Source organism: Singulisphaera sp. GP187, assembly GCF_900129635.1.
Taxonomy (GTDB): Bacteria; Planctomycetota; Planctomycetia; order Isosphaerales; family Isosphaeraceae; genus Singulisphaera.
Genome location: NZ_FSRB01000001.1, coordinates 4265442 through 4291458, shown reverse-complemented (window position 1 = coordinate 4291458; position 26017 = coordinate 4265442). Strand labels below are relative to the sequence as shown.

The following is a 26017-nucleotide window of genomic DNA, read 5'->3' as shown; positions in this document are numbered from 1 at the left end:
AGCACCGACCCGGCCGCGTCGCCGGGGTCCTCGATCAACTAACTCGTCCTGGCGTACCTGCGGCACGCAGAGGAATACTACCGCCGTCCCAACGGCACCCCGACCGGGGAGCAGGACCAGATCCGCTTCGCCCTGAGGCCGCTTAGCAAACCGCCTGGGATAGTGCGGCACGTGCGAAACATTCCGGATCACGGGCGGACCTGAGGGGCCGCCGTCCCGCCCCCGGATGGCGGTCCATGAGGCGAGACTTCTCAGGTCGACCTCCTCAACAACCGCAGTCATACAGCCAGGACTCGCCGTAAGTCCTTTGCTGCCGAGTGCCCCCCGGAGGACTCGAACCTAGAACCCGCTGATTAAGAGTCCGCTGCTCTGGTCGTAGGAAGGAACTCTGCCGGTCCTTGAAAGAGGCCCTTAACGGAATGAACTCTGTCTACCTGAGCAAGACGGTGTCCGATTCGTAGGTTTCCGCCCGTTGCAGGCAATCTGCGAAGACGCGGGCCAGGGCCTGGACGTGGGGTTCCTGGACCATGCTGTGGTGCTGGCCAGGGACGAAATGGACTTCGACGGTCGCGGCCAGGCTTCCCCAGCCTCGGTCGCGGGGGGTGGCGATCGCGATGGGGGCGTCGGAGGGGCGGAACAGGGTGATCCGGCTGGGGTAGGGGCGAGGGACGTATTGACTGGCGAGCAGCATGTGGTGATGGAAGAGGCGTTTCAGGGAGTCGACGACCTGCTGGGCGACCCCCATGGGGACGTCGGGACCTACCAGGCCCAGTTTCAGAGCGTGCTGCCAGAGGTAGGGGAGCTGGCGATCGGGGCCGAGGGTCGCTAATTGTTCCAGGGAGATGTCCAGGCCGTACTCGCGGCCGGCGCCGTCGTCCTGGGGTGGGGCGCCGGGGGGGCTCGGAGGGGTGGTGTCGAGCAGGGCGAGCAGGTTGATGCGCTCGCCGTCGGCGCGGAGCTGCTGGGCCATCTCCAGGGCCACGAGCCCACCCACGGACCAACCGCCGAGGTAATACGGCCCGCTCGGCTGAATGGCTCGGACGGCGGCCAGGTAATCGGCGGCCATCGTCTCCATGCGGCTCGGCAGCGGTTCCGATTCGTCGTGCAGGCCGCGCGCACGGATGGCGTGGAAGGGGCGAGCCCGGCCCAGTCGTTGCGCCAGAGCCTGGTAGCAGACGACGATCCCCCCCGGCGGGTGAACCATGAAACAAGGAGGACGAGACCCCTCCGGCTGCAAGGTCAGAATCAAGCCGCCCAGCGCTGGAGTGGGATCGGCCCCGACGGCTTGAGCGGGCCCGGCCGGCAGCGAGCTCGGACCGAAGAGGCGGCCGACGACGTCGGGATACGAGGCGCCGAGGTGGCGCGCCAGGTCGGCGATTGTCGGCGAGTCGAACAGCGCGATCACGTAGACCGGCTGATCGAGCGCCTTCTGGATCCGGTTGATCAGCATCGCTCCCTGGATCGAGGTTCCGCCCAGCTCGAAGAAATGGTCCTCGACGCCGATCTTGTCGAGGTGTAAGACGTCGCGCCAGAGTCCCGCCAGGAACTCCTCCAGCGGCGTGCGGGGGGCCACGTAGGGGCGGTCCAGGTCGGGGCGCTGCTGGGGGGGCATGGGGAGCGCGCGGCGATCGACCTTGCCGCCCGCCGTGCGGGGCAAGGCGGGCAACGGGACGAAGACGGAGGGGACCATGTGATCGGGTAAGCGATCCTTCAAGTAACGCCGCAGGGCCTCGGGGGCAGGGAGTTCGCTGTCGCCGGTCACATACGCGATCAGCCGCGAATCGCTGGCCGCGCCGGTCTGGGCGATGACGACGGCCTCACGCACGGCCGGGTGGCTCATCAAGGCGGCCTCGACCTCGCCCAGCTCGACGCGGAAGCCGCGCACCTTCACCTGGTGATCGAGCCGGCCCAGGAACTCCAGAGTGCCGTCCGACAGCCAGCGGGCGCGGTCGCCCGTGCGGTAGAGCCGCGCGCCGGGCCTGGCACTGAAAGGGTCGGGGAGGAACCGCTCGGCCGTTTGCGCCGGGTTTTTGAGGTAGCCACGGGCTAGCCCCGCCCCTCCGAGGTAGAGCTCGCCGGGGATTCCGGGAGGCACCGGCTGGAGGGCCGGGTCGAGGACGTAGGCCCGGGTGTTGGCGACGGGCCGGCCGATGGGGACCCTGGGGCGCGGGTCGTCGCGGCGGCAGGCCCACCAGGTGGAGTCGACGGACGCCTCGGTGGGACCATACAGGTTGTAGAGCGTGACATTGAGCCGGTCGAGGACCCGGGCCGGGAGGTCCGTCGGCATCGCTTCGCCGCCACAGTAGATCGAGCGCAGGTCGCGACAGGCGTCGAAGAGGGGGTCGTCGAGCATCAGCCGGAGCACGTTGGCGGGGGCTTCGAGGATCGTCACCCGCTCCCGGATCACGCGTTCCAGCAAGCGGCGGGGGTCGTGCTCCTCGCCGGGCGCAGCCAGAACCAAGGCTCCGCCGATCGCGAGCGTGGGGAAGATGATGCAGAGCGAGGGATCGAAGGTGTACGACAGGTTGTAAAGCACGCGGTCGGTGGCGAACAGAGTGAGATCTCGGCCACGCCAGTGGACGGTGTTGACGATGGCCCGGTGCTCGACCATCACCCCTTTGGGACGGCCCGTGGACCCCGAGGTGTAAATGACGTAGGCGAGGTCGCTGCTCCGGACGCCACTGTCGGGCGGGCGAGTCGCGTCGTCGTCATCCCCCTCGGGCGCGAGCGCCGGGGCATCCAGGCAGAGCAACGCGGCCGCGGTCTCGGTCTCGGGGAGTCGGCCCCGGAGTGAGTGTTGAGTGAGGACCACCGCGGGGGCGGTGTCGGCCAGGACCAGGCGGATCCGCTCGGCCGGTGTGCCCGGGTCGATCGGGACGTAGGCGCCGCCGGCCTTGATCGTGGCGAGGATCGCCACGATCTGCGCGGGCGAACGCTCCAGGAACAGGGGGACGAACGCGCCGGGGCCGACCCCCAGCCGTCGGAGGCGGTGCGCCAGGCGATTCGACCGGGCCCCCAACTCGGCGAACGTGAGGGACGCCTCGTCGCTCCGCAACGCCAACGCGTCGGGGGTCCGGGCGGCCTGGTGTTCAAAGAGATGATGGAGGCAGAGATCCCTGGGAAAATCGACCTCGGTCCGGTTCCAGTCGTCGAGCACGAGGCGACGTTCGGGCTCGGTCAGGCAGGGGAGCTGAGACAGACGCCGGTCCGGCCCGTCGGCGACACTCTGGAGCAGGGTGAGGAAGTGGCCGACCATCCGGCGGACCGTTGCCGCTTCGAATAGGTCGACGTTATATCGGAGCATGCCTTCAAGCGTGCCGTCCCCTTCCTCGAAGACCATCTCCAGGTCGGACTGGCAACTGTGCTGCTCGACGTAATACTGCTCCATCTGGAGGCCGCCGACGGTGAGCTTGGCCCCGGAGGGGGGCAGGAAGAAGCGCCAGGCCCCGAGTCGCTGGGCGCGTTGCGCCTTCTCCAGGGTGAACGTCACCTGGACCAAGGGGGGCCGGCTGAGGTCGCGTGCGACGTTCTCACGCTCGACGATGAGGGCGAAGGGGTAATCCTGGTGTCCGAGGGCGTCCAGCACCGTGGTCCCCGTGCGGCGGAGCAGGGCGAGAAAGGAGGGGTCGCCGGACAGGTTGGCTCGCAAGGGAAGCATGTTGATGAAATAGCCGATCACGCCTTCGAATCCGGCTCGGCTCCGGCCCGCGAACGGGGAGCCGACCAGGAAATCGTCCTGTCCCGTGTAGCGGCCGAGGAGCACCTGGAACGCGGTCAGCAAGGCGGTGTAGAGCGTGGTCCCTTCGGACGCCGCAAGGGCCTTGAGCCGGCGTGCCAGCCCCGGTCCGACCTGCCAGGGCTCGGCACCCCCTCGGTTCGAGAACAACGTCGGGCGGGGGCGGTCGGTGGGCACCTCGAGCACGGTCGGGGCCCCGGCCAACTGCCGATGCCAGTAATCCCAGAGCCACTCCCCGTCCGAGCTGGCCAGCAGGTCGTGCTGCCAGCGCACGAAGTCGTGGTATTGCTGACCAGGGGCCGGCAAGCACGCGGGCTGGCCCCGACACTCGGCGGGATAGAGCGACTGCATCTCCTCGATCACCAGGATCAACGACCAGAAATCCCCAATGATGTGGTGGACTCCCAGGAGCAGGACGTGATCGTCGGGCGCTCGTGTGAATAGGTGTATGCGCCACAGGGGGCCACGCTCGAGGTCGAAGGGGCGATGCGCTTCGTCTTCCAGACGGGTGCGGAGCGTCTCCTCGCTCCACGGGGAGGCGTCGATGACTTCGAAGGGGACCGGCAAGTTCTCATGGACGCGTTGGAGCATCTCGCCGTCGCGTTCCTCGAAGGTCGTGCGCAGGCTCGGGTGGCGCTGGACCAGCGTTTGGGCGGCCCGACGAAAGGCGTCGAGATCGATCGGCGAGCGAACCCGCGCCGGGTAGCAGACGTTGTAGGCCGGACTCCGCCGGTCCATCTGGTAGAGGAACCACAAGCCACGCTGGCCGTGCGACAGGGGGAAAACCGTCGTCCGGCTCGCCCGCTCTTCCTGGAGCAGCTGCGCCAGCAGCATGCGCTTCTCGGCCAGCGAAAGACCCGCCAACGATTCCGGCGACATGCTCATGTCTGCGATGTCCTGTTATCGGCGGGCGTTGTTGCCCCGGCCTTTCAACAAGGTGGTGAGCAGGGCGTCGACCTGCTCGCTGGACAGATCCTCGACCTGAGAGACGATGTCCTCGGAGGGGATGGAGACGCGGCCATTGGTGGTGGTCCCCGCCATCACTTCGCCGTTGCGAGCAGGGGCAGGAGAGGGCGTGCCATCCCACGCGCTGAGCCGCTCGGCCAGGAGGGTCGAGAGGCCCGAGACGCTGGGGCTGCGCAGTAGCTCCGCGATCGGCAGGTTCACACGGAGCTCGCCCTCGATCCAGTTGCGCAGCTCGACGGCCATCAGCGAGTCGATGCCGAGCTGGATCAGGGGGCGTGCGTCGTCGAGCCGGTCGGGCTTGGTGCCGAGGACGAGCGCGACCTTGTGACGCAGCAACGCGCGGACGAGGTCACCCCGTTCGCCCGGCGGGGCGGCCCGGACGGCGTCGAGGCCGGGCAAGGCGCCGGTGGTGGGGAGCGCGTCGCCGTCGTCGCGGCGACAGAGGTGAGCGAATCGCGGTGACACCCGGTTGGTGACTCCCAGGCCATGCCAGCGTGACCACTCCAGTCGCAGCACGCTCACCTGGACGTGCTCCCGTTGGATGGCTTTCTCCAGGAGCGCGAGGGCCTGCTGGACGGTGAAGCTCAGGACCCCTTGCCGTTCGAGCCGCTCGCCCAGCTCACCGCGACGGGCGAGATAGCCGACCTCGCCGAGGTAGCCCCAGTTGATCGTCAAGGCGGGCAGACCCCGGGCGCGTCGGTGCCAGGCGAGCGAGTCGAGGAAGGCGTTGGCCGCAGCGTAGTTGCCCTGGCCGGCGTGTCCGAAGACGCTCGACAGCGAGGAGAACAAGACGAAGAGGTCGAGGGGGCGGTCCGCCGTCTGGGCGTGCAGGTTCCACGCACCGCTGACCTTGGGGGCCAGCACCCGTTCCAGCAGGTCGCGGTCGAGGTTGAGGAGCAGGGCGTCTTTGAGGACCATCGCCGCGTGGATGACGCCTCGGAGCGGGGGGAGGTCGCGGTCGATCTCGGCCAGGACCCGCGCCACGTCCTCGGCCTGCGCCACGTCCGCCGCGCGGACGACGACGCGGGCGCCGAGCCGCTCGATCGCGGCGATCGCCTGGCGGGCGTCTTCGGTCGCCACGCCTCGACGACCCAGCAAGACGAGATGCCCCGCCCCCCGGCCGGCCATCCACCGGGCCACTTCCAGCCCGAAACCGCCCAGGCCCCCCGCGATCAGGTACGTGCCGTCGGCCCGGAAGGTCAGCGGCTCGTCCTCGGCGGGGACGGCCGCGACGCTCTGGCCTCGGGCCGACAGCACGAGCTTGCCGATATGCTTGCCGTGCTGCATGACGCGGAAAGCGTCGACCGCCTGGTCCAGGGGCCAGGCCCGGTAGGGCAGGGGGGTGAGAATGCCGTCGAGGACGCGCTGGACGACGGCCTGGAGCAGACCGCCGAGCAAGGCCGGCCGCTCGCGCAGGATGTGGTCGAGGTCGATGGCGAAGAAGGACAGGTTGTTGCGGAACGGCTGGAGATCGAGCCGCGCGTTCTGGTAGATGTCGCGTTTGCCGATCTCGAGGAAGCGGCCGAAGTCGGCGAGGGCGTCGAGGCCGCTGCCGATGGCGTCACCCGGGAGCGAGTTGAGGATGACGTCGACCCCCTTTCCGCCCGTCCGCCGTCGCACCTCGTCGGCGAAGTCGAGCGACCGGGAATCCATGACGGTCTCGATGCCGAGGGATCGCAGGTAGTCGCGTTTCTCCGGGCTCCCGGCGGTGGCGAAGATCTCGGCCCCGGCGTGTCGTGCGACCTGGATGGCGGCGTGGCCCACGCCGCCGGATGCGGCGTGGATCAAGACGGTTTCCCCCGGGCTGAGCCGGGCCAGGTGCTCCAGGGCGTAGACGGCCGTGAGGAACGCGATCGGGAGCGTCGCGGCCTCCTCGAAGCCGAGGCCGGGGGGCTTGGGGACGACGAGTTCGGCCCGCGCGAGGACGTGGCTGGCGAAGGCGAAGCCCGTGACCGCGACCACCTCGTCGCCGACCCGGAGCGTGGTGACGCCGTCGCCGACGGCCGAGATCCGCCCGGCGCACTCGGCGCCGAGCGGCACGGGGCCTTCGGGCAGGCCGGGGTAGAGGCCCAGTGTCTTCATCACATCGCTGAAATTGAGGCCGGCGGCCTCGACTTCGATCTCCACCTCGCCTTGTCCGGGCGGCTGACGACGCAACACCTGGGCCTTCAGGCCGTCGAGCGTCCCGGGCCGAGGGATCGCCAGGCGATACGGGACACCGACGCGAGGGCCGGTCACGGCGCCGGGGGCGGGCTGAAAACGGTGGGCGTAGCGGGTCGACTGGCGCCAGGCCACCTCGTCTTCGCCGTCGTCGGCCTGGACCTCATCGAAGAGGAAGATGTCAGAAGTGGGTTGTTGAGCACGTGTGGTGTTGGAAGGGGTTGTGGGCTCCGCTTCGTCTTCGTCTCGGGCGTTGGGGTCGAGGTCGACGAGTTTGCAGGCGAGTCGGGGATATTCGGCCGCGATCACCCGTCCCAGCCCGAGGACCGGGCACTGAGCCACGGCGACCGCCTCGGGCCGGTCGCCGACCGACTGCGCGCCGCGGGTTACGAGGACGAGCGGGGTCGACGGGGCCGACGCGACTTGATCCCACGTCTGCACGAGATGGACGAGGCTGAGGACGCCCGCCGTCTGCGCGTCGGCGAGCCGGGGCGCGGTGAGTCCGGCCGCTGGCGGTGCGTCGAGGTTCCACAGATGGACGACGCCTCGGCAAGGGAGCCGGCCGGGGGCTTGGACGACCTGAACCAGCCGGCGGAGGTCGTCGGGTTGCGCGGGATTGACCCGGTAGTGCGTGCCCTCCCCGGCAAATCCAGGGCCCACGGTGGTGAGCACGCACCCGTCGCCGCGCGCTCGCAGCCGTTCGGCGAGCCGCGCGCCGAGGCCCCCCTGGTCGGCGAAGATCAGCCAGGAACCGGGCGCCGCGGGGGGGCTGGCCAGGGGCAGGGGCAGAGGTTGGGGCTGCCACTGGTAGGCGAACAGCATGTCGTCGAGCGAGTCCTGTCGACCCCGCATGACGCGCCGGCTCTCCAGGCCCCGCACGCGGACCGCCAGCCGTCCGGCCTCGTCGTAGATGTCGACCTCGGCGAGGGACCGGCGCGGGGTTTTCTTCAGCAGCCGGGCGTGCGCCCAGACCTGTCGGCCCGGCCGGCGGAAGAGTTGGACCTGCTGGATGGACGAGGGCAAGTAGAGGCCGCCGTCCCGCTGGTTGAAGTCGCCGTCGGCCGGGATGACGACCTGAAGGCAGGCGTCGAGCAGGGCGGGATGGACCAGGTGCGTTGCTTCCTCGGGTTCGAGCGCCTTGGGGAGCCGCACCGCCCCCAGGGCTTCGCGATCGCCTTGAGACACCTGCTCGATGCCCTGGAACAGAGGGCCGTAGTCCAGGCCGATCAACCGCAGGTAGTCGTAGCATTGATCATGCGAGTACGTGCGCGGGCAGCGGCGTCGGAGCGCATCGAGGTCCAACGGCTGATCCTCCGGCTCGGACGGACGGGGGCGCACGATGGTGGTCAGATGGGTCGTCCATTCCCGGGCGTCCTGAGACTGGGCCGGCCGTGTGGCGGCGTCGAGGGTCGAGGTCGCGGTGTCGAACGCGCTCTGGATCCAGAGCGGCTCGTCGGGCGCGAGGAAACAGGGGTTGGCGAGCGTGACGTTCCGCAACTCGCAGCCCTCGGCGCCCCACATCGCTCGGGCGGCCCCGAAGGCCAGCTCCAGGTAGACCGTGGCCGGCACGATGACGGCGTGTCGCACCCGGTGGTCGGCGAGGTACGGCATGAGACGCAGGTCCAACCGAGCCTCCCACTCCGGCCGTGGCCCTTCCCGGCCGACCGCGAGCAGCGGGTGCGCCGGCGGCGTGAGCCGGGAGGCCCGCGACTCCACCGACTCGTACCAGCAACGCTCGCGCTGCCAGGGATAGAGGGGCAGTCTCACGAACCGTGGCGGGTTCGGGAACACCCCCGGCCAGTCGACCGGAACCCCTTGCACGTGCAGCGCACCGAGCGAACGCAGCAACGTCGCCCGCTCGCCCGCCTCGCGGCGCAGCGAGGGGAGGACGGTTGTCTTCCGTCCCTGGTGGGCAAAGCATTCCGTCACCGAGGAGGCCAGCACCGGGTGCGGGCTCAACTCGACCACGAGGTCGGTCTCCCGTTCGATGAGTCCGTTCACGCCGTCGGCGAAGCGGACGGTCTGGCGGACGTTCTGCCACCAGTAATCGGGGCCGAGCTCCGGCCCCTCGACGCGTCGGCCGTGGACGGTGGAGAACAGCGGCAAGTCCCCCTTCTTCGGCCGGATGCCCTCGAGCGCGGCGAGCAACTCGGCGCGGATCGGGTCCATCTGGGCGCAGTGGAAGGCGTATTGGACCTTCAGGAAGCGGTGGAACACCCCCTTCGCGTTGAGGCGTTCCGCACATTCTTCCAGCGGCCCGGCCTCGCCCGAGAGGGTGACCGATGCCGGGCTGTTCATGGCGGCCAGGGCGACGCGGTCGCCGTACTCGGCGATCAAGCGGCGCGCCTCGTCGGGAGTGAGGGCCGTGGCGAGCATCCGGCCGCGCGCGGGCGCCTGCTCCATGCATCGGCCTCGGTGGTAGATGATCCGCGCCGCGTCTTCCAGGCTGAACACGCCGGCCAGGTACGCCGCCGCTACCTCGCCGACACTGTGCCCGACCAGGGCCTCGGGTCGCACGCCCCAGGAGTCCCAGAGCGCCGCCAGGCCCACCTGGATCGCGAAGAGACAGGGCTGCGCAATGGCGGTGACGTCCATCCGCGAGGCGGACTCGTCGGCCGTCAACTCGTCAAGCAGCGTCCACGAGCCGAGCGGTCGCATGAGAGCGTCACAGCGCGCGACCGCCTCGCGAAACACCGGTTCGGTGCGCAGCAACTCCCGTCCCATGCCCCACCATTGCGGCCCCTGTCCCGAGCACACGAAGGCGATTCGGGGCGGCCGGCCCCCCGTCGCCCGCCCTTCGAGGACCCCCTTGGCCATCGGGCCGGAGGCGAACTCAGTGAGGCTCTCCGCCAGTTCCTCCACGGTGTTCGCGACGACCGCCGCGCGGTCCTCGTGGTGCGTCCGGCGCAAGGCTGCATTCGCGGCGATCTCCTCCAGGGAGACGGCGGTGGCGCGTGGCGTCACAAACTCCGCCAGTTCCTTCGCCGCCGCGCGCAGGGCCTCGGGACCTCGGGCCGACAGAGGAACCAGGCAGGCGCGCGGAGTTGCCTCGTCAGGTTCAGGCTCCCGGGCCTTTTTCGCCCTCGGGATCGGGACCGGGGCCTCCTGGAGCACGACGTGGGCGTTCGTGCCGCCAAATCCGAAGGCGTTGATCCCCGCCGTGGCCGCCCCTGGGCCTGCGGGCCAGGGTTCGCTCCGGGTGGGCACCCGCAGCCGGAGGCCGTTGAAGTCGATGTCGGGGTTGGGCCGGTCGAAGTGCAGGTTGCCGGGGATCCGGCGGTGGTGGAGCGCGAGGGCCACCTTGATCAACCCGGCGATGCCGGCCCCGGCCTCCAGGTGTCCGATGTTCGTCTTCACGGAGCCGACCAGACAGGGCCGCCCTTCCCCCCGCCCGTTGGCCAGCGCCCGGCCCAGGGCGCGGGCTTCGATGGGGTCGCCCACCGGTGTCCCGGTGCCGTGGGCCTCGACATACTGGACCTGGCCTGGCGTGACGCCGGCCCTGCGGCACGCCTCAAGAATCAAGGCGGTCTGTGCATCCTCATTGGGCACCGTCATCCCCGGTGTGCGGCCATCCTGATTGACCGCGGCGCCCCGGATCACCGCGTACACCCGGTCGCCATCAGCGAGGGCCTGCGCCAGCGGTTTCAGCACGACGACGCCGGCCCCCTCGCTCCGCACGAAGCCGCTGGCGCCCGCGTCAAACGCCCGGCAACGTCCTTCTGGGGACAACATCCCCATGCGACAGAAGCCGACGTACCAGTCGGGCAAGAGGAGGGCGTTGACCCCGCCCGCCAGGGCGAGGGTGCAGCCGTCGCGCCAGAGGCTCTCGCAGGCCAGATGCACCGCCACCAGCGCCGACGAGCACGCGGTGTCCACCGCCAGGCTCGGCCCTCGCAGGTTGAAGCAATAGGAGAGGCGGTTCGCCGCGATGCTGAGCGAGCCCCCCGTATTGGAGTAGACGTCGATGCCGCTCCGGTCGCGGAAGCTGGTCTCCAGCACCGAATAGTCGAAGCTGGAGATGCCGACGAAGACCGCCGTGTTGCTCGCCGAGAGCCGCTCGAGGGCCAATCCCCCATCCTCCAGGCTCTCCCAGGCCACTTCGAGCAGCAACCGCTGCTGAGGGTCCATCCGCGCCGCCTCGCGCGGCGAGATGCCGAAGGCGTGCGGATCGAAGCGGTCAATCCCCTCGACGAAGCCCCCCCAGCGGGAGTAGGTCTTTCCCGGCCGGGACGGGTCGGCGTCGTAGAACGCTTGCCGGTTCCAGCGCTCGGCGGGGACTTCCGTGATGGCGTCCGTACCGCTCTCGAGGAGGTTCCAGAACGCCTCGGGATCGTTCGCTCGACCGGGGAAGCGGCAGCCGATGCCGACAATGGCGATCGGTTCACGAGTCCCGGACCCGGATCCAGTTCGGGGACGAACCGGGCCGTTGAGGCGACGGTTTGCCATGACTCAACCTGCTCTATCCGAGCCCTTGAATCGCGATTCGCGCGGCCTGGGACGATCCGTTTGTTTCGTCCCGCAGATCGAGGTGGAATGGTTCCGCGTGAGAGGGAGGAACCGGGGCTCGCAGATGCGGTCAAAGATATTTTGGTCTGCAAGCATGGAGTTGCCGCCTTCTGGCAAATCCCGAAAGGGTGAACAGGGGGTTACGGTGTCGCCCTTCCGTCGGTCCTGGACTTCGGGCCGGCGCTCGGTGCGATTGCGACGGCGCCCGATCTTCCACCTTCTGTCATCATAGCGCCGTCAAACCCTTCGAGCAATGAGTTCCCGCTGATCCGATGGTGAGGCGAATCCCCGCCAGATCACCGTCGCGTCTGTGGAGTTTCGTCCCTTTGCTTTCCATGGAGGGGATGCCCCGTCCCGTCTCTTGGTAGAATTGCGATGATCGGGCTTGCTCTCAGGGATCGATTGCGGGATCGAACGGTCGCGGCCCATGCCTTATTCGCTGATCATCCTCTGGCGCGAGCGCCGGCGGTTTTTGCCGGCGATCCTGGCGGTTGCTTTCAGCGACCTGCTGATCACCGTCCAGGTGGGCCTGCTGCTCGGCGCCTTGGCGGTGCTGACCTTACCGATCGACCACAGCCGCGCCGAGGTTTGGGCCGCCTCGCGCGGAGTGCTCAGCCTGGAACTCGGCTACCCCATTCCCGAGTCCTGGCGGGCGCGACTGGCCAGCATGAGCGAGGTGACGGAGACCGAACCCTACCTGTACGGGTTCAGCTACTGGCGGAAGCCCCGGGGCGGGTCGGAGGTCTGCTGTGTCATCGGGTCGCGGCTGCACGATGGCGCACTCGGTGCGGTGAGCGATCTGACACCCCGGATGCGCATGTTGCTGACGGAGCCGGGAGCCGTCGTGATCGACGAGTCAGAACGGGAGCGGCTGGGCGTGCGGGGCGTGGGGGGAACGGCCGAGGTGGCGGGGAGCCGGGTCCGAGTCGTCGGCCTGGTGCGCGGGCTCAAGAGCGTCGGGCCGCCCTTTGTCTTCTGCTCGTTGCGGACGGCCTACCTCCTCCAGCCGTTGTTCCGCGACTATCCCCGGCATACGATGTACCTGCTGGCCCGCTGCCGTGACCCTCAAGACGCCGGTGCCGTGGCCCGCCGACTGGGCCAGCGATCGGACCTTTCCGCCTTCACCCGTGAGGAGTTCTCGGATCGGACGCGCCAGTACTGGGCCACCAGCACCAAGGCTGGGATCGGCATGGGCTTTACCGCTCTTTTGAGCCTGCTCGTGGGCCTGGCGATCACGAGCCAGACCTTGTACGCCGCCACGGCGGCGTCGCTGCGCGAGTATGCCGTCCTGCACGCCCTGGGCATCCCCCGGCTCAAGATGGCGGGCCTGGTCATGGCGCAGTCGCTCTGGGTGGGCCTGGGAGGGATCGGCCTGGCCTTGCCGATGATCTACGCGCTGGCGGCCAGTGGTGAGCGAAGGGGGGCCGTCGTGCTCCTCCCTCTCTGGCTGCTCGGCCTGGGCACGGGCTTGACTCTGGCCATGGCCCTCCTCTCCGGCCTGGCGGCCCTACGCTCGCTGCGCCTGGTCGAGCCGATCACCCTGTTACGCTGAGGTTGATTCATGTCCCGCGACGCGCCGGCCCTGGTCGCCCAGAACCTACACCGCTCGTTCGGCTCGGGCGATGAAGTCGTGCACGTGCTCTGCGACGTCTCCCTCGAACTGGACGAGGGTCAGGTGCTCTTGATCATGGGGCCCTCCGGCAGCGGCAAGTCCACGTTGCTGGCGGTGCTCTCGGGTCTGTTGCGGCCCGACCAGGGGCAAGTGCGGATCCTGGGCGAGGACCTCTGGCGGATGCGCGAAACGGACCGCGAGCGGTTCCGGCTGCGCCATTTTGGCTTCGTCTTTCAAGGCTTCAACCTGTTCCCGTCGCTGACGGCCGGCGAGCAGTTGGAGATGGTCGTCCGTTGGGGCGAGGGGGCGTCCCGTCGTGACGCCCGGCGCCGGGTGGGGGAGATCCTCGAACGACTCGGACTGAGTCGGCGAGCCCACCTCCGCGCCGATCGGCTCTCCGGCGGTGAGAAGCAGCGCGTGGCCGTCGGACGCGCCTTGCTCAAAAGCCCTCGGTTCTGCTTCGCCGACGAGCCGACGGGCTCGCTCGACTGGGTCCACGGCGAACTGGTCATCGAGCTCTTGCAGTCGGCCGCTCGAGAGCGCGGCGCTGCCTTATTCGTGGTTGGCCACGACCCCCGCCTGGTGCCTTACGCCGACCGTGTCTTGCACCTCGCCGACGGGCGCCTGACCGACGAGATCCCACCCACAGCAACACAGGCACCGACCCCTGGCGAGGTCCCCTCGTGAGATGCTTCTCCCTCGCTCTCGCTCGCGGTCCGCTTTGGCTCGTCGTGCTCGTCACCGTGGGCATCGCCCTGATGGCCGGGAATCTCCTCGGACGACGTCCGGCCCCGGCCCTTGCTGTTGCTCCGGCCGACTCCACCTCCGCGACGGAAGCGGTCGTTTGTTTCGGCTCCGTGGACCTGGAGCACGGCGTGACGTCGCTACTGCCGCTCCAGCCGGGCCGGGTCGCCGAGATTCTGGTCCGCGAGAACCAGGCGGTGCCGGCCGGAACGGAGCTGCTCCGCCTGGAGGATCGGGCGGCCCGGAGCCGGCTGCTCGAAGCGGAGGCGGCCTTGAAGTTGAGTCGGCTTCAACTCGACCAGGCGCGGAAAGGGCCTGAGCAAAAGCGCGATCGGGTTGCCCAACAGCAGTCCCTCGTTGACGCGGCGGGCGCCCGGCTGGCTGCGGCCCGTCAGGTCCTGGCCCAGAGACAGAAGGTGGGGCAGATCCCGGTGATCCATGCGATCGATGTGGCCGCGAGTGAGGTTCACATCCGCGAACTGGAGGCCCTGGCACGGTCGGAAACGCTGCGCCTGGCGGAACTGAAGGCCCGGGATGTCGACGCCGAGATCCGGCACGCGGAGTACGACCTGGCCGTGGCCGAGGCGCGACATGAGCAAGCCCGGCTGGCCCTGGAGGAGTGCTCTGTGAGAGCCTCTCAGCCTGGCACCGTGCTGCGAATTCTCGTTGGCCCGGGCGACGTGCTGGGGGCCGAACGCGGCCAGCCCGCGTTGCTTTTCGCCGCCGACGGTCCGCAAGTGATTCGCACCACCGTGGAGCAGGAGTTCGCCCCTCGCGTGCAGGAAGGGAAGGCCGTCCTGGTTCAGGATGAGGCCGACCCCGCCGTCTCATACCGTGGCCATGTGGCGCAAGTCGCGTTGTGGTACAGCCAGCGCCGTCCGGTGCTCCACGATCCGTCCCAGATGAGCGACGTCCGCACCCTGGAATGCGTCATCGTCCTGGAGCCGGGGCCGCCGCGCCTGCGACTCGGCCAGGCGGTCCGAGTGACCATCGGAACCGTGCCGCCCTGAGCGGGCCCGGAATCAATGTCAATGCGTCTGGCGCCAACCCGTCGAGGTCAGCCTCCGCCAACGTGCAGGCCGTCTCGGATCGTGGCGACGGACCTGGGCTCGCTCGAATGATGGGCCAGGCGAACGAAAACCGCCGCGACGTTTGCGGCCAGGGAAAATCCACGAAAAAGTCCCGGCTGAAGAAGAGGCGGGCCTTGGTGGAACGAAAGTGCCCCCCGTAGGACTCGAACCTACAACCCGCCGATTTCGTAAAGCTGAAGTCCAGGGTTCGAGTCCCTGAGGTGGCTTTTTTGTAATTCAACAAGAATTTTCAAGGGGCTTCGGCTCCTTTTTTTACAACGGTCCGCGAAATAGCTAAAATTACGGTATTTCCTGATAATATCGCTCCAACTCGGCCAGGAGTAACGGCCGTTGCTTCTGGGAGCGTGCCTTCCTCATGATCGTGCGCCGGTTCCACGCCTCGGTTTGGCACCGCGGCTCCCGGGCGTCCCGATAGGGCAGCAGGTCGTCCGAGCTGAACGGATCGGGATGCGCCGCGTGAGCGTCCAACGCATGCACCAACGTCGGTCCCTCCAGAACCAGCCGAATCCCCGCGTGGCGATGGCCGTGAATCCGCCGCTCGTGACCTTTGAGCAAGCGAAACCAACGCTCCAAATCGAGATTATCCCGAATCGCTTCATACTCCGCCTCGCCGACGAACAGGCCGGCCAAGAAGCTGAGCATCACCGTCGCCATGCCATGGCGGATCGGATCCTCGGTCGCCTCGAATCGATCGATCAGGGCCTCGAACTTCTCCTCCCGATCCGTGACATCCTCAGTCCCCGGCTCCAGCGTCGCAGCCACCTCATTAATCACTTCTACGTATTCTCGAATCACCGCTTGCTGCTCTTTGACTTCGTCCAGGCCCGCCTGGATGCATCCCGACAATCGCCCAAGTTGTTCCTCTGCGAACCCCCTTTTTTCGCGTCCAAGTTTCGTTGGATCGACGCCTGGACCTCGCCCAATGCCTCGGCCATCCGCAAGCCGGGCGGGTGCTGTGGTCCCCCTTGATCGTCATTGAGAATCCCACGCACCGCCGCGCAATAGTTGAGCACCACGGAGCCGGCCGAATCGACCACGGCGGGAGCAAGGTTCGCCGCCGTCGTGGACGCCATGCTGTTGTTGGTGGCATGCGGAGCCTCGGTCTCGGCCTTGGTCTCGGTCTCGGTCTCGGCCTTGGTCTCGGCCTTGGACCGTTGGAGCACGGCCTGCTCAATCTTCCGCAGGCCACGCACCTTCTTCCGCATCTGAACCTTGGTATGGCTGTCGGCTTCCAGGACGGGCTTGGCCACGTCGCGGAGGAAGTGGTTGTCGCAGTAGCGGTGGGGCACGCCGGGGAATTCCGCCGCGATCCCCTTGACGAACGCATCCTGCTTGTCCGACATCCAAAGCGCCACGGGCGTGCTCAAGGATTCGGCCCACTCCTTGGCCTTGGTGATCAGACGACGGACCTCGGGCTCGGCTCCCGAGAGCAACGGCTCGGCGAACCACACGCGTTTCTGGGTCAACTCGCGCACAACATAGAGGGTCTCGTGCCCCTTCTCGGGCTGGAGGCCGTCGATGCTGAGAATCAGTTCCGGCACCGCTTCGTATTGGAGGTGAAGTGCCCCAGCATCTTGCTGACGCGCGGCAAGCATGACCTGATACCGGTGGATGTACTGGTCGATTGCATCGTCGGAGAGCTTGATCCCGTAGTCGTCCCGGAGTTCGGCTTGGATCGAGGAAATCGGCATGTGGTGTGAACAGCGTCGATGACCGATCCAGCAGAGGACGTCCCAACCGATGGCCATCAGAGGCAGAGCGAGGGTGAGTTCAAGTTCGGGACTCTTGGTTTTGGCGTGTCCTGGACAAGCACGATCGGGACAGTGATTGAGCCTGCAGATGAGTTGCACTGGGCCGTCCAAGGTATGGAAACGGCGATAGCGATGATCGCAGATGTGCATCATCCGTCCGCAAACCGGACAGTTCCGGTCCAGGACATCGAGCTCCCAGAAGGCGAAATCCGTGTCCGCAGGCCAATGGTAAGACATCGTGCCGAGCTCCGTAACTAGAAACCAGCCATCGACATCCGAGTCCCAACTCTCACGTTACATCAAGAATCCACGGGTTTCTAGCTGCTTGCCGGACCATTGTTTTTTTATGCGTCTGAGTAGGATCGAGTCGAAGAGGGGCATGCGCCGCTCTCGGCATGTCGGCTCCCATCGTGGAGTTTGCCTTGAAACACTATCTGCCCGTCGTGATCACAATTGGGTTTAGCGTTGTCGGGGTGCTTGGCGACTACCTGCTCAAACTCGCCAGCGACCAGAAGCAACCGTTGCGCTCCGGTTGGTTTTACGTGGGCTTCGCCGTCTACGCCTCCACGGCCTTCGGCTGGGTGTACGTCATGCGGCACCTGAAGCTGGCGACCATCGGCGTCGTCTATTCCGTCTCGATGATCCTCCTGCTCACCGCGCTCGGCAGTCTCGTCTTCCGGGAACCGCTCAAAGGGCAAGAGATTGTGGGGCTCGTCATGGCGATTGCCTCGCTCGTTCTGCTGATGCGATTCGCCTGAGCCCCATCGTCGCTCTCTCACTTCCCCCCCCCCTCTGTTGGGGAATCCGAGCCGCGCTGTCGAAAAAAAACGTTCACGTGATGCTGAGTCACGTGTTTTCTTTTGCGAACACGTCGATCTCGACATTCAGACGAACGCCGATCTTCTCGAGGCCGGCCTCCCAGTCGGGGACGGAGAGGCTCGGGGGGATGACGACGTGGGCGGTCATGGCGAACAGCGGTGAGCCGGTGGTGGGCGCCGGGGTCGTTTCGGAGTCGATCGACTCGATGTTGACGCCGTTCTGCGAGAGGTATTGGGAGACCTCATGGATGATCCCCTCGTGGTCGGCCCCTTGGACTTCGATCCGATAGGGGAGCCAGCCGGGAGGGACCTCGGCGTGTGGGTGCTCGGCCACCGTCGTCGTAATCTTGTAGCCCTGGGCCGTCAGGCTGGCCAGGTCGACCTCGAGCCCGTCGAAGGGCTCCGACGGGAGGGAGACGAGCATCAGGACCGCGAATTCGCCGCCGAGGCGGACCATCCGGCTGGTGGTCACGTTGCCGCCGCGGGCGAGCAACAGCCCGGTCACCTCGTGGACGATCCCGATCCGGTCGGGTCCGGTCAGTGTCAGGACGTAATTCCGCTGCATAGAGAGCGACCTCACCCGGTTTGGCCCGCGAAACGATCTGCACCTCAACGACCCGGCGCAGCAGCCTGACCGCACGATCGCCGTCAGGCCCGATCCCGTTTTCAACCTTGGCATCTTACCCCGGCGAGCGTCCTGAATCCACGCCCGAGCCCCTCCCGCCACCCCTCCCCTTTGAGCTTACGCGACGGAACCGAAAGCAGTGAATGTACTAATCGGCATGTTTTTGATTATTTGTAGAACGAGAAATGAGTAGGACGGCGGATTTTGTCATCGTATCATACGGTCAAATCCGCCGAAGTGATGACGTTGAAATCCAGATGATACACGTGAAAAATTGGTCTGATCCTGGGATTAAGGAGCCTCCGAATGGGTTTCTCGCTCTACTATCGCTCGACGCGTCCGGTGAGCCCGGCCGAGGCTCAGGCTGTTGAACGAGACGCCGAAGCCGCCAGCGAAGGCCGCACCTGGCTGAGCTGTGAGCCTGCCATCTTCGGCAGTGTCGACATGGACGGGCACCTGCTGAGTGACAGCAAGCCCAACTTCGAACCCCACCCGGACGACGTTGCGGACGCTGAGTTGTCGGGACTTCCCGACGGCACCATCATGGACCTGATCGACGTACTCTGCCAACTCTCGCGTGACCACGGCATCGACTGGCAAATCAGCCATGATGCCGACCCGGAACCGATCGGGTATATCAGGGACGGGATCTGCGATGACATTGTTCGGACCCAGGCCGAACTGTTCGCGGAATTGGGGGGCCTCATCGCAGGCGATCTGGAGGATTTCGCCGACGACGATCGCGACTAACGATGTTGTACGGCTGTCCCGGCCGCGCCCCAAGAGGTTTCTCCCTGCCGGATTGGCTTCGCTTCATTTCACTCCCCGGCGACCTGTAAGGACTTCACTTGCGCGGGGCCGTACAGCCCTCGGCCCAGAATCAGACGGGCCTTTGGGGAGGGCGTCGGCGGAGGGCCGTTCGCTGGGTGTGCCTCGGCTCGCTTCGCCCCCGAGTCTTCCGGCTTGAAGCACGCGGATTGTCTTGAGCCCGATTCTGGGTCCGTCGGCCCCTTGTCTCTTTGCCCAGAGGCCGAGAGCGGCCGGACCGGTTAGGATTCAGGCCTTCGTCGCGAGGGGACGAGTGCGGCCCCTTCTGGCTTCCACCTTGTTGTGTCCAAGGACCATGACCATGAAAATCTTACCTGGCGTCGGACTGCTCGTCGTATTGGCCGCGACGGCCCAAGGGGCCGAACCCAAGCCGTTCCCTGGTAAGGCGAACCAATGGGAGGGCTTTGTCCGTCACGACTTCCAGGTCGATGGGGCCAAGGTCATCGTGGTGGAACCGAAAGCGCCGAAGCCCGGCCGCCCTTGGGCCTGGCGCGGTGAGTTCTTCGGGGCCTTCCCCAATGCCGATATCGAACTGCTGAACCAGGGCTGGCACCTGGTCTCCATGGCGGTCCCCAACCTGTTCGGTGCCCCCAAGGCCGTCGCCCATTGGGAAAAGTTCTACGACGTGCTGGTGAACGACCATCAATTGCACCCGAAACCCGCCTTGATCGGCCTGAGCCGAGGCGCTCTCTACTGCATGGCCTGGGCGGTGGCCCACCCCGAGCAGACGCTGCTCGTCTACCTCGATAACGGCGTCTGCGACTTCAAGAGCTGGCCCGGAGGTAAGCCGAAAGGCCTCGGCCAAGGCGACGGCTCGGCTCCCGAGTGGGCGAATTTGCTCAGGGCCTATGACTTCAAGGACGACCGCGAGGCGATCGCCTCAACCCTCAACCCGGTCGACCGTCTGGCCCCGCTCGCTAAGGCCAAGGTCCCGATCTTGCTGGTCTACGCCGACAGTGATCCGGTCGTTCCCCACCGCGAAAACGGGGAGCGGCTCTACGACCGCTACCTGGCCCTCGGCGGTCCGGTGGAACGGATCATCAAGCCGGGCCTGGGACACCACCCGCACGGCCTGACCGACCCGCGTCCGATCGTGGAATTCTTCAACCGGACGTGGCAAGTCGCGAGATCCACCTCGACTCGCTAAGGAATCATTTTATGTGAAGTTGCCCCGGCGATTACTTTTGGCTGGGGGGATCGAGACGCAGGGACTCGTCGAGCGTGCGCTTCGGATGTCTCTGGAAGAAATCCCAGATCAGGTCGGAGGCCGAGATGTCTTTCGTGCTCTTGCCGAGCCCGGGCAAGAGCAGGGTGGGCGAACGCCCGGGCCAGGTGTGGCCGCCCCCCTCGATGACGTAGAGGATGACCTCCGATCCCTCTTTGCCCGGTCCGTAGGTCGTCATGGAAACGGAGGTGCCGTCGTCGGCCAGGTCGGGCAATTTGGCGATCAGCGGGAGGGTCGGGCAGCCGTTGGCAAGGGCCCAGGCCTGGATCGAGGCGTCGACCGACTTGAAGAAGAGATCCTTGGGCGTGCGGTCGTCGGGCCCGCCGAAGAGCACGAGCGGGTCGCGCGTCCCGTGGAAGTGCATCACGGGGACGGGGCGGAGTGGCCGGCAGGTCTCGGTCGCCATCGTGCCCGCCACCGGGGCGATGGCGGCGATTCGGTTGGAGAGTTCCGATGCCAGCCGATAACACATCATCGCCCCGTTCGACATGCCGGTGGCATAGACCCGATTGGGGTCCACGTTGACCACCGTGGCGAGGTCGTCGAGCAGCGTCGCCACGAAGCCGACGTCATCCGAAGGTTGGGCCCGCACGCCTCCCGCATCCCAGAACAAGAGCAGGTTGGAGCGTCCGGTCCCGTTCGGATAGACGGCCACGAAACCGGCTTGGTCCGCTTTCTCGCTCAGGCCCGAGTACCGGGCCATGAGCGGCCCGTTCATCACCGCCGAGTGGAAGGCGAGGACCACCGGGGCAAGCTTTTTCGGGTCATGCGCGGGGGGAATGTGGACCAGGTAAGACCGCGTCTGTTCGCCGATCGTGAGCGCTCGCAGGTGATCGCCAGGCGCGAGCGGTGGCAAAGCGAGTGTGGGCAATGCGACCAGGAGGAGTACGCTGAAGTTCATGGAAAACCCGCGTGCATGGGCTCTTCGAGAGAAAAGGATAAGTCTGCTTCTCTATTATAGGCAAGGAACAAAATGGTTGCGCGGACGAGGGCTTAACGCGGCCTGGTATAAGCATAGGCCCAGAGGATGAGCAACCCTTGCAACGGCAAGCGGAGCAGGTGAACGAGCGGCGGCAGGGGGAACGACTCCTGATGCTGGTAGATGTAAATGTTCGCCGGGAAAACGGCGATCAGCAAGGCGATGAGCCCCCAGGCGGCGAACTTCGTTGACTTCGGGATCAGGAGCATGACCCCCAGAGCGATCTCGGCAACGCCGCTCAAAAGAACGAGCGGGCGGTGGAGCGGGAGGTAGGGAGGCATCATCTTGACGTAGACGTTGGTCGCGACGAAATGGCCGACGCCCCCGGCGACAAAAAGGGCGGCGAAGAGGACTTTGCCGGCGAGCGTCCAGGCCTTCATCGTATCACCTTGAGATCCCTTGGGTTGGGCCGCTCAGCGCGGGCCTTTGGCCAACGCGTCCTTGTAGACATCAATGTAACGATCGATGTTTCGATCCATGCCGAAGTATTCCTCGGCGACGGGCCGCGTGGCCGCGCTCAGGCGGGACGCCAGGGCCGGGTCGGTGAGCACCTTGAGGATTCCGTCGGCCAACGGTTCGGGGGCGACGGCGGTCAGGTGGCCGGCGCCGGTGGCGCCGAGGATGGTTGTGTAGTCGCCGAAGTCGGTCGCCACGATCGGGCGGCCCGAAGCAAGGTAGACGGCGATCTTGCTCTGCACCGAAAAGTTCTCGCGGCAGGCGAGGCGGGGGTGGACCAAGACGTCGGCCCGGCGGGTCAGGGCAACGACTTGCTCGGGGGTCTGGCCGGTCAGGACGATCAGCTTGTCGCCGTGGTGGCCGAGCTGGGCCTTGTATTCGTCGCCGGCGGAGGCCGGGCCCCCGACCAGGACGCAGCGGGCTTCGGGAAGCGCATCGAAGACGTGCGGGAGCGAGTCGATCAGGACCGGCACCCCTTGATTGGGGTGAACGATGCTGCCGACATACATGACCACCTTGTGCTCGGGACCCACGCCCGGGATGACGGCGGGCGCGCTCGGCCGCTCGTATTCACCGAGGTCGATTCCTGGATAGATCACGGACACCCGATCGGCGGGGACCCCTTTTTCCTCAATGACCACTTTCTTGACCGGCTCGCCCAAAGCGATGACCGCCGCCGCGTGCTCACAGACCCGCCGTTCGATGGCCACGTAGAACCGGAACGCGAGTCCCCGCCCCAGACGCTGACGTTCGAACTCGTCACCGAGCAGCGAGTGGATCTCATAGACCAGGGGCCAGCCGTACCGCCGGCAGGCGAAGTAGGCGCGGGTGGCTCCGCCGTAGTGTTGGGCGTGGACCAGGTCGAACGGATGCTCGCGCGCGATCCGCCGCAGTCCGCTGACCCAGGTGCGCGGGGGCAGCGTGTAGGAGGGCGTCCCCTCGAATTCCCCGCGAGTCATCTTTCCGAACGGCGGGCGTGCTTTCAGGTGGGCCAGGACGACGTCCACGCCTCGGGTCTTCAAGGCCCGGAGGATTTTGATCGGAAGCATCGCCGTGCCGTCGTATTCACCGGGGACCGGGAACGACGTGGCCATCAAGATTCGCATCGAAGAAGGCTCCGTCCGTGTTCGAAATTATCCAAAAATGTACAAAAGGTGCCGGATGTCGTTGGCGTTGCTGTTTGAGGAGCTCGAAAACGAGAGCACGGCCACCCGCGTGGTGTCGGACCCGACTTTCGGCGGAGCGAAAGGGACGGGTCAAGCGGCCTGAGCCTGACCGGCGATGTTCTGCCGTTCTCGCCGGGTTGCTCGGCCTATTTCTGCTGGGGGTAGACCACGCGGACCGGCTCTTTGCGGTGGCGCTGGTTGCGGGTCAGCGCACCGGCGAGGCGGCGGTCGAGGCTCTCGATGGCGGCGTCGAGGACGCTCCGAGCGGTGTCGAGGTGCCGCGGTCGGAGCGCGTACGGATCGCGTGGCAGGCCGGTTTTGGGATAGAGCAGGCTGTCCGGGGAGATGGACAGGCCTGACGGTGTCTGGTGCGGCTCGAGCGGCTCGTAGGCGGCGTCACTGCGGGGCGAGCGGTAGTAGGCTTTCCGCTGGGCCGCGGGACCGGGGTAGAGCCACGACGATCGCAACGCGAGCATCTCGGCGAACTGGGGCCAAGGGGGGAGCTCGGGGTCAAACGCGCCGGCCGGCCCGTCGGCCACGATCGCCGGCAGCAGGCGCCAGGCGTCGGCCAAGGAGGTCGGCCGTCCCGGGTTGGCGATCAGGGCGGTCAGCTCGGGTCGTCCGAGCTCGACCGCGGCCTGGTGGACCAGAGCCTCCGCGCTGGCGATGTAGAGGAGCAAGGCGCCACGCGCCAGCCGGCTCGCTTCGCTCTCCGACCGGACGAGCCGAAGATGGCTCTGGGTGTGGAAGTGCAGGGCGTCTTGGTAGAGGCAATGAAACGGGCTGATCACCGTCTCGATCACCCAGCCCGACGCTTCGGGATGCGCTCGCGATCCGTTTGACGGGCCTTCGCGCTCGGCCACGGCCCGGTCGGGGCCGGAGCGGCGAGGTGGCTCAGACCCGGGATTTTCATCCCGCATGGCGATTCCCGTTTCCTCTGACTCAGTTCCAGATCAAATTGGTTGCGCTCGTTCCCAACGCCGGTCGCCCAAGCACTGCCTCAGTTGTCGTCGTGGGGTGGGCCCACGCGGTCTTGTGCGTATGGAGACCTCGTCATCCGGAGGACACGCCTCGGATCAAGACTTCGAGACCGTGCGTGGTTCCCCATTGGGGTTGTCTCGAACCCTGCTCGAGACCTTGTCCCCAGAGCGTACCACAATCGCCTCCCGCCGTACAATCGCCGTAAGTCGTCCGTGTTGCCCCATTTTCAGGGTTTTGCAACAGTTGCGAGCGGGCGCGGCCAGGCGAGGTTACGTGCGTTTTTAGGGGCGGGTCGAATGACCTCAGCACGATGCTGGGAGTTTTTCCGCCCCCGTTGAGGGCAACGGTCCTTGCGTTCGAGTCCGCCCCCCCCCAAGATTTGCCTCGGGCCGTCGTCTGGTTGAAGGACGATTTCCCTGGGACCGCGGGGCGTCTCGCCCGCAATTCCACTCGTTTTGATTCCAGTCCCATTAAAGAGCGGGCGGGGGAAACTCGCCTTTCGATAAAGACGCGTCGGACGCATCATGTGACGCAGCGATACCAACGTGTGACGACGGGGTCAACGAGATGAGCACGCGCGATCGTCATGGTTCGGGGCTCCTGGGTGAGTCTGAGAAATCTGCCAGATTCTGATGCCAGGATCCAGAGTGCAATGCCTGTCCTTGTTGCCTCAATCAATATTGTCTTTTAGATAAGTGATCGTATGCGAAAAATTTTGCTGGTTCTCGCTGGCGAGGCATCCTTCCTCTATGCCGACAAGGGCTATCGGATCACCGACTCCAATTATGGCCCCTCGTTCGGTGGGGGCGGTGACGTCACGTTGTCGGGGGAGGTTCTCGACCTGCGTTTCTGGCTGGATCGCGACCGGCTATTTCTGGACTTTAGCGAGAGGAGAGACAAGAAGTCCATCGGGGAGTAGTTCTCGACGGGCATTATCCGCCAGAAACCGACAGGGGAGATCGACAAGGATCTCATTGATTTTGAAAATTTGAATTTTGTTCGATCGCATTTCAATGCGATCGAAGATTTATTCAGGTCCGAAGACTTGTCTCTCATCACCAAGGAACTATCTTCACTGGAGAAACAGAGGTGCAAGAGAATGTTTGGCCGCTGATCTGCCGCGAGCAGGGCCAAAAGGAAAGCAAGGAGATGAACGCCAGGCCGTTCGGGGCGACGGTGCGTGTTTACTGGGGAATTGAGAACAGCCGCCCAGGCGGCACCTCAAGTAGCCAACAGGAAGAATCGGAGGCCAGGCAGTTAGAAAAGGCAAGGCAAGAAGCCTGGGCAATCCGTCCGGACTCGCGACTGGGCGCCCATTTTTGCCAAGTCTCTCAAATATCCCAATTGAAGTGCCTGGCCGCTAGGCTGCTTTTTCTCGAAGACCTCGAGCCGGTTCAACCCCCTGGACCATCTGGAGGCAATCCATGACAGCTGACATAAAATATTGCTGTCCTCAAATGGACATCGGCCTTAACGCATCAAGGCAAGGGCGGGGTTTCGCCGTCGCCGTTACCACTGCCCCGGCGTTCCACTCCGGTCTATTGTTCGTATTTGAGGCCCGATCCGTAGATGCGGCCGATGAGTCTCGACTCGATGGCCAGCACGACATCCCTATTGCACTCGTCTACAGGGTCTGCATCCAATACTGCCCGTGGTGCGGCACTCGCCTGAAGGCTCACTATGCACGATACATTCATGAACTTGAAATTGTTGAAAATTTAATGAATTTGTCGTCCATGCCACTACCGGAGGCGTAATCACGACGAGCCGGGGATCTCGCTGGATCACCTCGAGTCGTACCGACGATGGCCCGCTTTGACAACCGAGTGCACGCCGACGGTCGTTCGGGCATGGGTGAAATCAAAGGGCCGTTGCTGATTGCCGCAAAGATAGACTTAGAATGTTTTAATGCAACAAACGATGATATCCATTGCGATGCCAGAATCGCAATGCATATCCTTGCTTTCTGTTGCTCGCCGAGCGGTTGAGTCCTCAAGAGTCGTTCTGAGGCTTGGTGATCGCGGTTGCGTCGGGGAGAAAGGCTAGGACATGCATTGCGATTCCACGAGGGAAGAGGACAGAGAGAAGAGGACATGCATTGCAATCTCAAGGTTACAATGTATGTCCTTGGCGTCGCTCCCGCGACGAGGATACCCATCCAAGATTCCGATTGACTCTTCATCGTGACGAGTCCAATCGCGACGGTGAAGATGGCGAGAGAGAAGAGGACATACATTGTAATCTCAAAATCGCAATGCATGTCCTCTTCTCTTGTCTCTGGGACGGCTGATGTATGAGCGGTGATCACCAGATCGTCAGTCGATTACTCGGGCATGCTGGACGACGAGATCCGAACTTTAGGGAGGACCTGCT

The 26017-nt window shown here is 65.9% G+C and carries 16 protein-coding genes; 7 read left to right on the top strand and 9 right to left on the bottom strand.

Annotated elements, in window-relative coordinates; genetic code table 11:
- Window positions 1–430: 430 nt before the first annotated feature.
- Window positions 431–4621: a non-ribosomal peptide synthetase gene (locus BUS42_RS16520; protein WP_074308014.1), complete on the bottom strand. Its 4191-nt coding sequence runs from the start codon at window positions 4619–4621 to the stop codon at window positions 431–433.
- A 15-nt stretch (window positions 4622–4636) separates the two neighbouring features.
- Window positions 4637–11308, bottom strand: coding sequence for a type I polyketide synthase (locus BUS42_RS16515; RefSeq protein ID WP_074308013.1), 6672 nt, complete (start codon window positions 11306–11308; stop codon window positions 4637–4639).
- 487 nt (window positions 11309–11795) lie between these two features.
- On the opposite strand from BUS42_RS16515, the gene BUS42_RS16510 reads away from it, so the two are divergent.
- Genes BUS42_RS16510 through BUS42_RS16500 form a run of 3 tightly spaced genes read left to right on the top strand, consistent with a single transcriptional unit; the run spans window position 11796 to window position 14734 of the window.
- Entirely contained in the window at window positions 11796–12920 is a 1125-nt protein-coding gene (locus BUS42_RS16510) for an ABC transporter permease (protein ID WP_074311136.1), read from the top strand.
- A 9-nt stretch (window positions 12921–12929) separates the two neighbouring features.
- Window positions 12930–13667: an ABC transporter ATP-binding protein gene (locus tag BUS42_RS16505; RefSeq protein ID WP_074308012.1), complete on the top strand. Its 738-nt coding sequence runs from the start codon at window positions 12930–12932 to the stop codon at window positions 13665–13667.
- Complete coding sequence (locus BUS42_RS16500) at window positions 13664–14734, top strand: HlyD family secretion protein (RefSeq protein ID WP_074308010.1); 1071 nt, start codon at window positions 13664–13666, stop codon at window positions 14732–14734. Before BUS42_RS16505 ends, BUS42_RS16500 begins: the two co-directional genes overlap by 4 nt.
- Before the next feature lie 360 nt (window positions 14735–15094).
- Here BUS42_RS16500 and BUS42_RS16495 read toward each other — a convergent pair whose 3' ends face one another.
- Both BUS42_RS16495 and BUS42_RS43655 read right to left on the bottom strand, forming a co-directional pair.
- Window positions 15095–15610 (bottom strand): hypothetical protein, encoded by a 516-nt coding sequence (locus tag BUS42_RS16495; RefSeq protein ID WP_159452235.1) that lies wholly within the window; start codon window positions 15608–15610, stop codon window positions 15095–15097.
- The gene (locus tag BUS42_RS43655) at window positions 15607–16803 is read right to left on the bottom strand and encodes a hypothetical protein (protein ID WP_074308007.1); all 1197 of its coding nucleotides are present in this window, start codon (window positions 16801–16803) and stop codon (window positions 15607–15609) included. The genes BUS42_RS16495 and BUS42_RS43655 overlap by 4 nt, the downstream gene beginning before the upstream one ends.
- Before the next feature lie 185 nt (window positions 16804–16988).
- On the opposite strand from BUS42_RS43655, the gene BUS42_RS16485 reads away from it, so the two are divergent.
- On the top strand, window positions 16989–17324 hold the full coding sequence (locus BUS42_RS16485) for a transporter (RefSeq protein WP_254053557.1): 336 nt from the start codon (window positions 16989–16991) through the stop codon (window positions 17322–17324).
- 88 nt (window positions 17325–17412) lie between these two features.
- Here BUS42_RS16485 and BUS42_RS16480 read toward each other — a convergent pair whose 3' ends face one another.
- Window positions 17413–17949, bottom strand: a complete 537-nt coding sequence (locus tag BUS42_RS16480; RefSeq protein ID WP_074308005.1) for a glycine cleavage system transcriptional repressor — start codon at window positions 17947–17949, stop codon at window positions 17413–17415.
- Window positions 17950–18315: 366 nt separating this feature from the next.
- Between BUS42_RS16480 and BUS42_RS16475 the strand changes: the two genes are divergently transcribed.
- The gene (locus BUS42_RS16475; RefSeq protein ID WP_074308003.1) at window positions 18316–18759 is read left to right on the top strand and encodes a hypothetical protein; all 444 of its coding nucleotides are present in this window, start codon (window positions 18316–18318) and stop codon (window positions 18757–18759) included.
- A gap of 379 nt (window positions 18760–19138) precedes the next feature.
- Entirely contained in the window at window positions 19139–19984 is an 846-nt protein-coding gene (locus tag BUS42_RS16470) for an alpha/beta hydrolase family protein (RefSeq protein ID WP_074308002.1), read from the top strand.
- 31 nt (window positions 19985–20015) lie between these two features.
- Here the strand turns inward: BUS42_RS16470 and BUS42_RS16465 are convergent, their stop codons facing one another.
- The 4 genes from BUS42_RS16465 to BUS42_RS16450 all read right to left on the bottom strand — a co-directional run bounded on the left by BUS42_RS16465 (window position 20016) and on the right by BUS42_RS16450 (window position 23583).
- The gene (locus BUS42_RS16465; RefSeq protein WP_074308000.1) at window positions 20016–20963 is read right to left on the bottom strand and encodes an extracellular catalytic domain type 1 short-chain-length polyhydroxyalkanoate depolymerase; all 948 of its coding nucleotides are present in this window, start codon (window positions 20961–20963) and stop codon (window positions 20016–20018) included.
- A gap of 92 nt (window positions 20964–21055) precedes the next feature.
- Window positions 21056–21421 (bottom strand): DoxX family protein, encoded by a 366-nt coding sequence (locus BUS42_RS16460; protein WP_074307999.1) that lies wholly within the window; start codon window positions 21419–21421, stop codon window positions 21056–21058.
- Between the two features lie 33 nt (window positions 21422–21454).
- Window positions 21455–22603, bottom strand: a complete 1149-nt coding sequence (locus BUS42_RS16455; protein WP_074307997.1) for a glycosyltransferase family 4 protein — start codon at window positions 22601–22603, stop codon at window positions 21455–21457.
- A gap of 206 nt (window positions 22604–22809) precedes the next feature.
- Complete coding sequence (locus BUS42_RS16450) at window positions 22810–23583, bottom strand: hypothetical protein (RefSeq protein ID WP_074307996.1); 774 nt, start codon at window positions 23581–23583, stop codon at window positions 22810–22812.
- Between the two features lie 764 nt (window positions 23584–24347).
- Here BUS42_RS16450 and BUS42_RS16445 point away from each other — a divergent pair.
- Window positions 24348–24563, top strand: coding sequence for a hypothetical protein (locus BUS42_RS16445; RefSeq protein ID WP_074307994.1), 216 nt, complete (start codon window positions 24348–24350; stop codon window positions 24561–24563).
- Window positions 24564–26017 lie beyond the last annotated feature (1454 nt).